Origin of the sequence: Pseudoduganella umbonata (genome assembly GCF_014192225.1) — a bacterium.
Classification (GTDB): Bacteria; Pseudomonadota; Gammaproteobacteria; order Burkholderiales; family Burkholderiaceae_D; genus Rugamonas; species Rugamonas umbonata.
Window position 1 is genome coordinate 853,819 of sequence record NZ_JACHXS010000001.1, and the last position, 13,314, is coordinate 867,132.

Consider the following 13,314-nt stretch of genomic DNA (forward strand, 5'->3'; position numbering starts at 1 on the left):
GGAGACAACCATGGAAAACAATCCGCTGGAACCGCGCCCGCTGCCGCCGTCGCTGCGCGCCAACCGGGTCGCCATCGGCAGCCCGCTGTACAACGACATGGTCGAGTTCATGTACGACGAAGCGGAGATGTTCGATACGTTGCGCCTGCGCGACTGGATCGAGATGGTCGCTAAAGACATCGAATACACCGTGCCGCTGCGCCACACCCGCGCGACCCGAGACCAGGACAAGTCGATCGTGCGCACCGTCCAGCACATGTACGACGATTACCGCTCGATCATGCTGCGCGTGATGCGCGTGATGGACACCCGTAGCGCATGGGGCGAGGACCCGCCGTCGCGCACCAAGCACATGGTCTCCAACATCCGCGTCTACCGCACCGACAGGGAGGACGAGTTCAAGGTGCACAGCTACCTGCTGCTGACCCGCAACCGCTTCGACAACGATAAATTCGACCTGATCCCCTGCGAACGCCACGATGTGATTCGCAGGACCGAATCGGGCTACCAGCTGGCGCGCCGCGAAGTCATCATCGACCAGGCGGTGCTCGGCACGCCGAACCTGGGCATCTTCCTGTAAGCACCCACGGCTCGTTACAGCCCGCCCCCCCGCCGGTAAGGCGCGGGGCGGCTTTTTTCATGCTGCCTTTCGATGTACTGTAGGCCGCCGCAGGACGTGGCGGCGGCGCCCGCCCCTGCCGGATCGCCCGGGAGAAGCGTCCGTCACGGAGCCGGACTGCGGCTTACTGCGCGGTGATGTCGAAGATCGCATTCACTCGCGACGGTCCAACGGATGGGTACGGGACGACCGGTGCCTGGTTCACGCCGGCTTTCGACCAGTCGCATACGCCGGCCGGAAAGATCGCTTTCAGGCGTGCCAGCTGCGTCGCGCCGAGCACCGGCAGGTAGTCATCGGCCGTGACCGGCTTCAGCGCACATTTGAGCTTGTCCGCGGCGATCGATGCACCTGCCTGCGCACGCGGATAGGTCCACGTCGGCCAGATGGCATTGCAGCTGCCGGCCGGTCCAGTTGACCCGACGGTCTGCGTCTCGGCGATAAACGCCGGTGTCGTCGACAGCGTGAAGCAGCCGTCGACCGCCGCGGCAGGCTTGCTGGCAATGACCCTGTCACGCTGCGGCGCCGCGCCCGCTGCCGCCTTGTAGGCGCGCACCCACTGGATGAACAGCGGCCAGGCGTCGGCCTGGGCCTTCGCACTGACAGCTGCACGCTCCGCGCGGCCCGGCGTGGCAATGCCGAACAGGTCGGCGAACGAGACACCGCCCCGCCACATGACATGGTTTTTCGTATCGCCATTGGCTTTCAGCAGCCGCTCGCGCATCGCGAAGTGGAACCACTGGTAGTGATAGAAATTGTCTTCGTCGTAGAAATTCGACAGGTCGAAGATCGGGATCGCCGCCAGTCCACCGTTGGCGCCAAGCTGCATTCCGGACTGGTAGGCACGCTGGATGGCGGCCTCGGAGCCCGCGCTGCGCGCCGCGATGTAATTGCCGTCGCGGTCGTAGCCGCCGATCTTCTCGTTCAGGTCGAGGAACTGTTCGACCGTCAGCGCGCCGTCGTTCAGCTGCGCCAGCCCGTACTGCACGCCGACGTTGTCGAACGGCCGCAGGCCATATCCCTGGGCGTCGACGCCATAGATATTGCGGCCGATATCGAATACCGTGGCGCGTGCACCGCCCGGATTGACGATGGCATCCCAGCGCTGCGATATCGGCACGGCGGCGTTGAAAGCGCCGGCCGCGTACGCACCGCCGAACGAACCGGCCGTGGGGATGCTCTCGGTGCGGCCCGATACCGGGTCGGTACGCCCGGACTGCACGGCCAGGTCATACCAGGCGCGCGCAGACTTGTGACCGGAGACGGCAACCATCTGGTGCTCCGACACGCCGGCGCCGTTGTTGACGGCAAGGTAGTGGCTCAGGAGCTTGGCGTCCATGGCCGACATGGCGATCGCCAGCGCGTCCGGGAAGGTCGCGTCGATGAAGACACCGTCGAACAAACCCGGGAAAGCATCGGCGATCTGCAGGCTGGTGTACGAACCGCCCGAGGTCCCGACGCTGACGGTGAAGGCCGGCACGCCGAAGGTCTTGATGAAGTGATGCTTGCCCATCAGGGTCGTCTCGGCCGCCAGATGGGCATTGCAGCTGTTGGTCGGATGATTCAGCGTGTTCGTGAATACCGCATAGCCCTCGCCCAGCCGGGTCATGTTCGTCGCCGTGTACGGGCTGACGCCCATTGCGGCACCCTGGATATACCAGCCGGTCGCGCATCCCGTACCATGCACCGCGATCAGGCCCCTGTTCCATGCGGGCGGCGGGGAAAGCGCGCCCGGCGCCGCATCCTTGACCGGATTGAACAGGATGGCGTTCTGGTAGATGCCGCGGTTCATGGTGCCGGTCTCGATCCGCACCACGAACGGCACGGTCACCCCGGCCGTCGTGGTCGTGCTGGCCACATCGGCAGGCAGCGCCTTCGTGTCCGGCAGGACTTTGAGCGCACCGGCCCCGGTGGGCAGGTACATGTACTGGACCTTCGTTGGTGCCGAGCAGGCCGCATCGGTCGGGGCACCCAGCCGCGAGCCGTCGGGCAGCACGAAATCCTGGGTCTGGCACTGGAACGGCTTGAGCACGGGACCGGACAGGACCGGCCCATTGCCGTAGTTGGTTACCGTCGCCGATGCCGCGGCGCCGCCCACATTGGCCGAGAGGACGTTGGCGCCCGCCTTGAGACCCGTGACCAGGCCGACGAAGTGGCCGGGATGCGCCGGGTCCGCGGCAAAGCTGGCGGAAACGTCGACATCGTTCGCCGTTACTTTCAACGTGCCAGCTGCCAGCCCGGCCGTGGGCGCGGCAATTTCGACAAGGGCCGAATTGCCGGCCACGTAGTCGGCCTTCGATGACAGCAGCGTGATCTCCGGTGCGGCAGGCGGTGCATCCGCGTGGCCGCCACAGGCCACGATGGCCAGGCTTGTTGCCGCGGCAGCGGCGGCCAGCACCGCTGTTGGGGAAGTTGTTTCATGGGTTGCAAAGTCTCCGTTGTGTTGAATACAGCTTGAAAGGCATCGGCATGCGACGCGTCATCGAGCGTCGATCCGCGATCGCCTTTTTATCCAGGAAATGAAAATGTGTCGAAGTAGTGTGGAATGTACCGACACGAGCGTTGTTACAGGCGTGACGCTTCCAGCCCGGTCCGCCACGCGATGTACGTAGCGGCGGCGTCAAGTCCTCGAATAAAAAGGCAGTCGTGCCGCGTGGCACGACTGCAACACTTCCCTGTTCAGGAAGTCGGGAAAGGGATCAGGTGCCGCGTGCCGGGCGCCCGCCCGGACGACAGGCGTAAAGCCGATGGTTTGTTCCTGGGTGCAGCCGTTGCGCCGGCGTCCGCGGCATGCAACGTGCTGCGTGTCACCGCAGCCCAGCCTGACGCCTTGCGGTTTCCAGTCTGCCCACCCACCGCGGACTGGCCGCTCACCTGCGCCATCAACAACGGCACGGAAGCGTTCCGCGGTACCAGATCGGCTGGTATCCGTGTACCGATGATTCTCATTGTGTCTCCTCCAAAACCTCTTCTTTGCGGCTTCAGGCCGTCTTTCGATGCACGATCGGCGTATGGGTGAGGATGGGCCTTTCGCGCTATCCGCCTGGACCGCCGAGGCACCGAGCACCATCATGCTAGCGTAAGTGCTTGACGAAATTAATACGCAAAAACCACATTTTTGTTCAAATACATCAATGCGCGTATTTTTCCCGGATCGCTTTCTACGAACTCAGAACGCCAGCCAGCGTTCGCCTGCCGCGATGCAGTGAACTCCCGGCATGTGCCGAGGTGGCGGCCAGCATGCCCGACGATACGGATGAAGAGCCGAGGATCGACCCGAAGAAGGCCGGCTTGGCGAAGGCAAAGGCCATGCGGCCCGGCGTGTGATCGACATCGACATCAAGAACGTTTTTTTGGGGGGGGGAACGCCGTCGACATCCAGGAACCGGTGAGCTATGCCAGGCACCGCTTGGACCTGTATTACGTCACCCGAGCATCTCCTGGGCGGGTCCCGGCGCGCCCATCACAGGCGCGCGGCAAGCAGCACGCCTGCGCCGGCGCACAGGAACAGGACCGCGGCACCGGCGGCCAGCGACAGCAGCGATCCCCACACCATCGGCGCGATGACGGCGGCGATCAGTGCGTTGAATCCGGTCTGGACGAAAAGTTGTACCGAGGCCCCCATGCCGCGGCGCGCGGGGACGCAATCGAGCCCGCGGATCGTCAGCGTCGGCACCGCCAGCGACATGCCCAGGTTGAACACGAACAGGTGCAGTACATACCATCCTGCGCCTGGCGGACGCGCCAGGCAGACCGCCAGGTTGAAGGCGAGCGCCGCCGCCATCAGCGCGAAGCCAACCTGCAGGGTCAGGCGCACGGGCCACCTTGCCGATACCTTGCCCGCCAGCGCCGAACCGCCGACCAGCCCGGCCGTTGCCGGTCCGAACAGCCAGAGGAAGTCGGCTTCGCCGAGACCGAGATGGCGCATCAGGAATACGGGGGCCGACAGTACGTACAGGAAGAACGCGCCGAACATCAATGCATAGGACAGCGACCAGGCCATGAACGCACGGTTGCCCAGCACCCCGGCATAGCCGCGCGCCAATGGCCCGGGCCGGAACGGCTGGCGCGCCGTCGCCGCGAGCGTTTCCGGCAGGCGCAGCACTACCGCCACGAACAGGCTGGCGGCCAGCAACGCCAGGAACAGGAACACGGCGCGCCAGCCGAAGGCCCTCTGCAGCGCGCCGCCGACCAGCGGCGCGATGGCCGGCGCCAGTCCGTACACCATGACGACCTGCGACATCATGCGCCGCGCCTGTGGCCCGTCGTGCAGGTCGCGGATGATCGCACGCCCGATCACGATGCCAGCGCCGGCGGCCAGGCCCTGCAATGCCCGCAGCGGCAGCAGCTGTTCAACGCCCGTGACGAACACACAGCCAAGCGAAGCCGCCGCATACACCGCCAGTCCTGCCAGCACCACCGCGCGCCGCCCGCAGGCATCGGAGATGGCGCCGTGCCACAGCGACATGAACGCAAACGCGGCGAAATAGACCGAGATCGTCTGCTGCAGTGCCACCCCGTCCGTGTGCAGGACGCGCGTCATCTCCGGGAACGACGGCAGATAGGCGTTGATCGAAAACGGCCCAAGCATCGCCAGCCCTGCCAGGATCAGCGCGATGCCGGAAGGCACTAGCCCCGCATCCCGAGGACCGCAGCGATATCGACCGCAGGATCGGCATCGGCGCCGTAGGCGAAATCCCCGGCGCGCTGGCGTTCGGCCAGGCGCGCCATCAGTACCCGGTAGCGGTTGCCCGGCGCGTCGAAGCGAGAGCTGAGGTCGCGCCGCTGGTTCGACTCGAAATAGCGCGCATTCTGCGGCCGCAGCACCGAGTTGTCCTGCGGCCCGATCACATAGGAAATGCGCGGCATCAGCCAGCGGAACGGCGCCGGCGCATGCACCGTGTAGTTGGTCTGGTCGACCCGCGAGCGATGCTTCCCGACCGGCACGAAGGGCTGCACGTTGGGGATCGCATAGCCGGGTGAGAAGCTGGGATAGGAAATGCACAGGTTGTTGCGCAGATGGACATGCAGCACCGCGCGCAGGTCCTGGTAGCGGGCGCGTACGCCGCCGATCCAGCGCATCACGGGAGCCACCGACTTGCGCGTGACTATGCGGGTGCGCGTCAGCGTCTCCGATGTCGAGCTGAATTCGACCACGTCGCTGTCCGATTGCCCGTCGCCGATGGTGTTCGCATGCAGGAAGTCGGCATGCGTGAGGTCGATCAGGTTCTCGACCGACAGCGGCGAGGCGGCGTCGAAGCGCACCGACCGCTGGGTATAGCGCGGGATGCCGGCACCGTCCGCCGGCAGGAACGGAATCTGCGGGATCAGTGCCTCGTGCGCATGGTCCGGATCGCCGTACCAGACCCATACGTAGCCATAGCGTTCATGGACACGGTAGAAGCATGAACCGCCGGTAAATGAGGTGGCGCCGCGGCGCAGCCGTTCCAGCAGGTCGGGCCGGAACTCCGCGGCGCGCACGCGCCCCGCCTCGCGCCACAGATAGACATCCTGCGCGTGGACGATGCGCCGCAAGGCGCGCTCGCCCACGTCGGCGCTGTACGCCACCGGGAACCAGGTGTCGCGCAAGTCGAAATTGCCGGGGATCCAGTCGCGTTTGCCATCCGGCGCCGCGTAGCGCGCCGCCTTGTCATCGCTGTGCATGCAGGCACTCCTTTTCTTCGTCGATTCCAGAAGCGGCCCCGGTGCGCCGTTCGCGCGATGGCGCGGCGACCAGCGCCGCGATGGCGCGCCCGTCCAGCGCCGTACGCACCGTGAACGGCGGCGCTCCCGCCAGGCGGCGCAGGCGCCAGCCCGGCGGCCCCATATGGGCGTGCGCATGGGCGAAACCGCGCCACACCAGGCTCGTCGTCCCGCGCCGACCGGCGGTGGCGGCGATGAACAGCGTCACCAGCGGCCGTTCGGCCGCGTCCAGCAATGCCATCACGATGTCGCCGCCCGACAGCGGCACGCGTGCGCGCACCAGCAGCGGATGGTCGCGCACGAAGGCGGGACCGGGTCCCCTTCCCTGCCAGACCGCGCCGCGATCGAGCAGCAGGTGGCGGCCGTCGCGCCGCGGATCGCCGAGGAAGAAGTCGGTGATCGTCACGCCCGGGAAATCCACCAGGCATTCCGGACCGTCGAGCATGACGTCGAGGTAGTCGTCGAATGCGATGGGTACCACCGCACTGCCGGTATATTCCCGCCCCGCCGGCCGATAGCTGACGCCGGGCAGCGTGCCCTGCACCGCGGCGCCCCCGGCGTACACGTGGATGAAGCCATTGAGTTCGCCTACCGGATAGGCCTGGGCCATCGCCGGCGGAATCTTTTCATCTCGCCGCAAATTGGGAATATCGGTGCAGCGCCCGCTTGCCCCGTCGAAAGTCCAGCCGTGGTACGGGCATTGCAGCCCGCCCGGCCGGACCTGGCCCGGTGACAGCAGCACCCGCCGGTGCGGGCAGCGGTCTTCCAGCGCGAATGCCGTGCCGTTGGCGTCGCGGAACAGCGCCACCTCCCGGCCGTCGCACACCACCGCCAGCGTCTTGCCCGGCGCCAGCTGGCCGGACAGCGCGACGATCCACCATTGTCCTGATGTCATGGGCTCCTCTCCACGCACCGGGCGCTCAACCGCGCACGCGCGCGGTGATCTTCGCGTGCGGTCCGCTCACTTGCGCCGCCCAGGCCGCGCCGGCATCGTCGAAGGCGAAATCGCTGTAGTCGATGCGGATGTCCTGCTCGCGCGCGATGCGCAGCAGCCGCTCCCAGATCGCGCGCCGGTCTGCCGGCGGCCGCTGCCCCGTGCCGATGCAGGACAGCGTGCGGAACAGCAGGTCGGCGATGTCCAGGTTGACCTGCCGCCCCGCGCCGGTGCCGATGGTCATGATGCGCGCCCCCCAGCGCGTGGCCTTCAGCGCGTTGAGCATCGGTTGGCCGCAGACCAGGTCGAGCACGACGTCGAAGCCTTCGCCGGCCGCGGCCTTCAATGCGGCGGCATCGTCTTCACCGCCGAGCGTCACGACCGCGTCGGCAATGCCGCGCTCCTTCAGGCGTGCCAGCGCCTCGGCTGAACGCGCCGCCGCCACGACCCGGCCGGCGCCCAGGAAGCGCGCCAGCTGCAGCGCGATCTGGCCCAGCGTGCCCGTGGCACCGAGCACCAGTACCGATTCGCCCGGCTGGATCCTGGCCTGTTCCAGCGGCACCAGCGCGCCGGTGGCGGCGATGCCCATCGCGATCGCCGTGCGGTCGTCGACGTCGTCCGGCACGTCCCACACTTCCTCGGCCGGTACCAGGGTGCGCTCGGCCCAGGCGCCATACGGCAGCACCGAGCGTTCGCCGAAGTACACCCGGCGCCCATCCGGCGCCCGACCCACGCCCTCGCCGCGGATCACGCAGGGGTACTGCACGCCGAGCCGGTAGGCGCCCAGCACGTCCCAGCCGCCCAGCCCGGCCGTGTCGACGTCGATCAGCACCGCGCCGTCGCGGGTCCCGGGTTCGGCGAACTCGCCGATGACCGGCGCCGCGCCGCGTTCATGAATGATGGCTGCCTTCATCACATCCCCTTTGCGCCGGACTGCGCGAACAATGCCTTCATCGCCACCAGCGACGGCGTATGGCTGCCGAAGCCGCCATCGGCCACCAGCGTGGTACCGGTCACGAAAGACGATTCATCGGATGCCAGGAACGCCACCACGTCGGCAATCTGGCGCGGCGTGCCGAGCTCGGGCGTCAGGTGATTCTCGCGCAGGATCTCGAGCAGTGGCGCGGGCATGCTGTCGTGCGCATTCTCGGCCGGGGCCAGGCCGATCTGCAGCGCGTTCGAACGGATGCCCTGCTTGCCGTACTGCGCCGCCACCGAGCGCGCCAGCATGATCAGCGCGGCCTTCGAGGCGGCATAGGCCGTCAGCGACAGGTCGCCCTGCACGCCCAGGCCGGAAGTGACGAAGATCACCGAACCGCGGCCATGCTTGAGCATCTCGCGGATCGCATATTTACTGCACAGCATGGCGCCGCGCAGGTTGACGGCCATCGCCCGGTCCCAGGCTTCGACATCCATGTTGACCACGTCGCGGTCGCGCTGGCGCTGTTCCACGCTCAGGATCGCCGCATTGTTGTGCAGCACGTCGACGCGGCCGAAGCGCGTTACTACCGCCTCGACCATGGCGGCGACTGCCGCTTCGCTCGAGATGTCGCACTGCAGCGCCAGCGCCGTGCCGCCCTGTCCTTCGATGCTGGCCGCGACCTTGCGCGCGGCCGCGCCGTCGATGTCGACGATGGCCACGTGCGCGCCATGGCCCGCCAGCACGCGGGCCGCCTCGGCGCCCAGGCCGCCGCCCGCGCCCGTGAGGATCGCGACACGGCCGTCCAGCTTCCCTTTGTTCACTGCTTCATTCATTCCCGGTCTCCGTCAGGTGGGCCGCGCTCAGCGGCCGATGAAATGGGGCTGCCGCTTCTCGCTGAAGGCCAGCGCGGCTTCTCGTGCATCCTCGCTCGGCTTGAGCATGGCGAACAGGTCGAGTTCGAGGTCCAGGCCCTGCTTGAGTTCCAGGTCGAGGGCGCCGCGCGCGGCGCGCTTGACCGACAGCGTGGCCGCCGGGGCACGGGCCGCGATGCGCCGCGCGAACGCGCGCACCTCGTCGACCAGCGCCGCCGATTCGCTGGCGATGCGCGTGACCAGGCCGATGTCCCTGGCCGCGCCGGCATCCAGGCGCTCGCCGGTAAGCAGCAGATCCATCGCCCGGCCGGGGCCGACCACGCGCGCGAGGCGCTGCGTGCCGCCACCGCCCGGAATCAGGCCCAGCGCGGTCTCCGGCAGGCTGAATACCGCATCCGGCGCGGCGTAGCGGATATCGCAGGCCAGCGCCAGCTCCAGGCCGCCGCCCATGCAGTAGCCATGGACTGCCGCGATGACCGGCTTGCGCACCGTGTCGATCGCCTCGATCCAGCGCGCTCCCTGCATGCGGCTGCGCACTTCGATCGCCGTTTCCGCCCCACGCCGCTCCTTGATGTCCGCGCCGGCGCAGAAGCCGCGCTGGCCGGCGCCACGGATGGCGATGACCCGGATCGCCGGGTCGGCGTCGAGTTCGCGCAGCGCAACCGGCACGCCGCTGCGGATATCGTCGTTGATGGCATTGATCTGGGCAGGGCGGGTCAGGACCACCCAGCCCACGCTGTCCTCGCGCTCGATGGTCACCGCGTCGTTGACGACGCTGGACAGTACGTCGGCGCCGCCGTGCGGTTCGCTGGCGCGCGTGTCATGCTGCTGCATCTCGCTGTTGTCCATGATTAGGCTTCCTCGAACTCGATGACTTGGCCGCGCAGTTCCGAGGGCTCGATGCGGATTAGCGGGCGCCCGCCGGCCGATTCCGATTCCTCCACCCACGTGAAGCGCGTGCCCCGCGCGCGCAGGTCTTCGGCCTTGGCCTGCAGGCCGTGCACGGCGATACGGATGTAGTACAGGCCGGGGCCCCAGTTGTTGAGGTAATGCGCGGCCGGCGTGTCCCACGCGGTCGGCTGGATCACATGCAGGGCCGCGCTGTTGGCGACGGCGAACGGCATCACGGCGCGGCGCTGGCCCTCGCGCCCCAGCAGCTCCACCCCGCCGCGCGGTTCCCAGTCCAGGTTCTTCGAGCAGCAGCGCAGCGTGTGGTCGAGGTCGCGCACCAGGAAGGCCCGTGCACTGATCCTCACCATCTCGCCCGGCCGCGGCTCGCGCGGCTGCGCCGGCACCCCGGCAAAGGTCTCGGGCGGCATCTGCAGCGGCTCGGTGGGCATTACCTCGATGCACAGGCCACCGTCGACATCCGGCGCATAGCGCGGGCGTTCCGGCGTGGCGCCCAGCCACAGCCTGTCGAACGGCATCTCCGCAGTACGCTGCGCCATGCGGAATGCCAGGCCGCGGCGCATCAGCTTGTCCACGAAGATCTCGAACTTCGGCCCCTGCAGCGCCAGCACCACAGAGTGCGTCAGCATCGGGCGATGGCGGCCCTGGTAATCCTTCAGGCTCTCCAGGAATTCATGGAACATCGGATCGCCCGGATTGTCATAGTCCAGGTGCCATTGCGGTTCCAGCCTGGTCGGCGCGACCGCCAGCGACTTGTGCACGCGCAGGAAGTGGGCGATATACGGATGGTTGTCGAAGGCCTGGCGCCAGTTCGGATGGCTGTGCACGCCGAGTTTATTCACCAGCAGTTCGGTCATGCCGTCCGGGTCGGGCAGCATCATGTCGGCTGACAGCAGCAGATCAAACATATTTTTTCTCCAAGGGTGGACTGACGCGCGCCTCGTCACGGGCGCTGCGGGGATTGAGCAGGAAATAGGACAGCGCCGGGGTCAGCATCAGCGCGCCGAGCATATTCCACAGGAACATGAAGGTCAGCAGGATGCCCATGTCGGCCTGAAACTTGATGGGCGACCACGCCCAAGTGACCACGCCGGCCGCCATCGTCATGCCGACCAGTGCCACCACCTTGCCGGTGAAGTCGAGCGAACGGCGGTAGGCGGCACGCAGGCTGTCGCCGCGGCGCTGGCAGGCCAGCTGCACGGACAGCAGGTAGAGCGCATAGTCGACGCCGACCCCGACCCCGACGGCAATCACCGGCAAGGTGGCCACCTTCAGCCCGATGCCCAGCCACACCATCAGCGCCTTGCAAAGGATGGTGGTGATCACCAGCGGGATCAGCGCCACGATGGTGGCGCGCACGCTGCGGAAGGTGACCAGGCAGAGCAACGCGGTCGAGCCATACACCGCCAGGTACATCATGACGATGCTCTTGCCGACCTCGATGTTGGTGGCCGCCTCGATGCCGGCACTGCCGGCCGCCAGCAGGAACTCCACCGGCTCCTTGGCGCCTGCCGGCGTATTGTTGACCCGGGCGTAGTCGCTGGAGGTCTTCAGGATGCGTGCCACCGTGTCGGCCTTGTGGTCGCGCAGATAGACCACCAGCGGCGACACCGAGCAGCTCTGGTTGGTGATGTCCGGCGTGGCGATCGCCGCCGCCGACATCGCGCCGTCGGTAATCGACTGGTTGCGGCTGATCGTCATCCATTTGCCGCTGCCTTCGGACATCGCGGCCGTCGTGAAGCGTACGGTCTCGGCCAGCGACGTGGTGGCCTGCACCGCCGGATCGGCGCGCAGCAGCTGCGCCAAGCCATCCATCCTGGTCAACGCGGGGTAGAGCCGGCAGCCTTCGTCGCCGGTCTTCATGATCACCACGAACTGGTCGCTCGACAGGCCGTAGTTGCGGGTGATGTAGGCGTTGTCGCGGTTGTAGCGCGAATCGGGGCGCAGTTCCGGCGCGCCGGCGTCGAGATCGCCGATGCGCAGGCCCTGCATCACGATCGCCGACGCCACCGTGACCAGCAGCGCGGCGGCGGTCACGCCGATGGCCCAGCCCCGGCCCGTCAGCGCATCGAGGCGCTCCCACACACGGCCCAGCAGCGACTGCCCCTGGGCCATTTCGCGGTCAGCCTCCAGGGCACGCTGCGCTGCCCTGGCGCCGATACCGGTGTACGACAGCGCCACCGGAATCAGGAACAGCTTGGTGAAGACCAGCACCGAGACGCCGATGCTGGTGGTCACCGCCAGGTCGCGGATGACCGGGATATCGATGATGACCAGCACCGCGAAGCCAACGATGTTGGCCAGCAGCGCCGTCACCCCGGCCACGAACAGCCGGCGGAACGTATAGCGCGCCGCCACGTACTTGTGGGTGCCGCGCCCGATGTCCTGGATGATGCCGTTCATCTTCTGGGCGCCGTGCGACAGGCCGATCGCGAAGATCAGGAAGGGCACCAGGATCGAGTACGGATCGAGTTCGTAGCCGAGCAGCTGCATCAGCCCGAGCAGCCAGATCACGCCGATCACCGCCGCCGACACCAGCAGCGCCGTGCTGCGCACGCAGCGCGTGTACAGGTAGACGAACACCGTGGCGACGGCAACCGAGACGGCAAAAAACAGCATGACCGATTTCAGCCCTTCGATCAGGTCACCCACGATCTTTGCGAAACCGACGATATGGATGCCGACCTTGGCGCTTTCGTAGCTGCGGATCTTGTCCTCCAGCTGGCGCGAGAAGGCGCCGTAGTCGAGCGGCTGGCCGGTTTTCGGGTCGCTGTCGAGCAGCGGCACGACGATCATGCTCGATTTCATGTCGAGCGCGACCAGGCGCCCGACGATGCCGGCCTTGGCCACGTTGTCGCGCAGCTTGGCCACTTCCGCGGCGCTGCCGTCGAACTGGGGCGGCATCACGGGGCCGCCGGTGATGCCATCCTCGGTCACCTCGCGCCAGCGCACGATCGGCATCCAGATCGACTTCATCCAGGAGCGGTCGACGCCATCGATCATGTACAGGTCGTCGTTCACCTTGCGCATGACCTCGAGGTAGGCCGGATCGTAGACATCGCCGGTCCTGTTCTCGACCACGATCCGCACCGTGTTGCCGAGCCCCGGCAGGTCCTTCTTGTACTTCAGATAGTTCTGGATGTACGGACTGTCGAGCGGGATCATGCGCTCGAAGTTGGCGTTGATGTCGATCCGGGTCGCCGAGTAGCCGAGAAACACGGTGGCCAGCAGGCAGACCAGCAGCACCAGCAGCCGGTTGTTGAAGATGATGCGTTCGAGGAGATTGCCCGATCCGCGATCGAAGTCTTTCACGTCCCGCACCACGGGCATGCGGGGTTGTTCGCTATGCGCTGCCATG

General features: G+C 67.1%; 10 protein-coding genes. 1 reads left to right on the forward strand and 9 read right to left on the reverse strand.

The window, feature by feature from the left end; all coding sequences use genetic code 11:
- The first annotated feature begins 10 nt into the window (after positions 1-10).
- A complete protein-coding gene (locus FHS02_RS03505) occupies positions 11-580 on the forward strand; it encodes a 3-phenylpropionate/cinnamic acid dioxygenase subunit beta (RefSeq protein ID WP_137312820.1) in 570 nt (189 codons plus the stop codon).
- Between the two features lie 163 nt (positions 581-743).
- On the opposite strand, the gene FHS02_RS03510 is transcribed toward FHS02_RS03505, so the two are convergent.
- From FHS02_RS03510 to FHS02_RS03550, 9 genes are all read right to left on the reverse strand, one after another.
- Positions 744-3,014 (reverse strand): DUF6351 family protein, encoded by a 2,271-nt coding sequence (locus tag FHS02_RS03510; RefSeq protein WP_137312821.1) that lies wholly within the window; start codon positions 3,012-3,014, stop codon positions 744-746.
- Positions 3,015-4,079: 1,065 nt separating this feature from the next.
- The gene (locus FHS02_RS03515) at positions 4,080-5,246 is read right to left on the reverse strand and encodes a multidrug effflux MFS transporter (RefSeq protein ID WP_229422534.1); all 1,167 of its coding nucleotides are present in this window, start codon (positions 5,244-5,246) and stop codon (positions 4,080-4,082) included.
- Positions 5,246-6,280, reverse strand: a complete 1,035-nt coding sequence (locus tag FHS02_RS03520; protein ID WP_137312822.1) for an aromatic ring-hydroxylating oxygenase subunit alpha — start codon at positions 6,278-6,280, stop codon at positions 5,246-5,248. Before FHS02_RS03520 ends, FHS02_RS03515 begins: the two co-directional genes overlap by 1 nt.
- Positions 6,267-7,214 (reverse strand): Rieske 2Fe-2S domain-containing protein, encoded by a 948-nt coding sequence (locus FHS02_RS03525; protein WP_137312823.1) that lies wholly within the window; start codon positions 7,212-7,214, stop codon positions 6,267-6,269. The genes FHS02_RS03520 and FHS02_RS03525 overlap by 14 nt, the downstream gene beginning before the upstream one ends.
- A gap of 25 nt (positions 7,215-7,239) precedes the next feature.
- Positions 7,240-8,166, reverse strand: coding sequence for a quinone oxidoreductase family protein (locus FHS02_RS03530; RefSeq protein ID WP_137312824.1), 927 nt, complete (start codon positions 8,164-8,166; stop codon positions 7,240-7,242).
- Positions 8,166-9,008 (reverse strand): SDR family NAD(P)-dependent oxidoreductase, encoded by an 843-nt coding sequence (locus FHS02_RS03535; RefSeq protein WP_221403767.1) that lies wholly within the window; start codon positions 9,006-9,008, stop codon positions 8,166-8,168. Before FHS02_RS03535 ends, FHS02_RS03530 begins: the two co-directional genes overlap by 1 nt.
- Before the next feature lie 27 nt (positions 9,009-9,035).
- The gene (locus tag FHS02_RS03540; RefSeq protein WP_229422535.1) at positions 9,036-9,896 is read right to left on the reverse strand and encodes an enoyl-CoA hydratase/isomerase family protein; all 861 of its coding nucleotides are present in this window, start codon (positions 9,894-9,896) and stop codon (positions 9,036-9,038) included.
- Positions 9,897-9,898: 2 nt separating this feature from the next.
- Positions 9,899-10,864, reverse strand: coding sequence for a VOC family protein (locus tag FHS02_RS03545; RefSeq protein ID WP_137312825.1), 966 nt, complete (start codon positions 10,862-10,864; stop codon positions 9,899-9,901).
- Positions 10,857-13,313, reverse strand: a complete 2,457-nt coding sequence (locus tag FHS02_RS03550; RefSeq protein WP_137312826.1) for an efflux RND transporter permease subunit — start codon at positions 13,311-13,313, stop codon at positions 10,857-10,859. The genes FHS02_RS03545 and FHS02_RS03550 overlap by 8 nt, the downstream gene beginning before the upstream one ends.
- Between the last annotated feature and the right edge of the window lies 1 nt (position 13,314).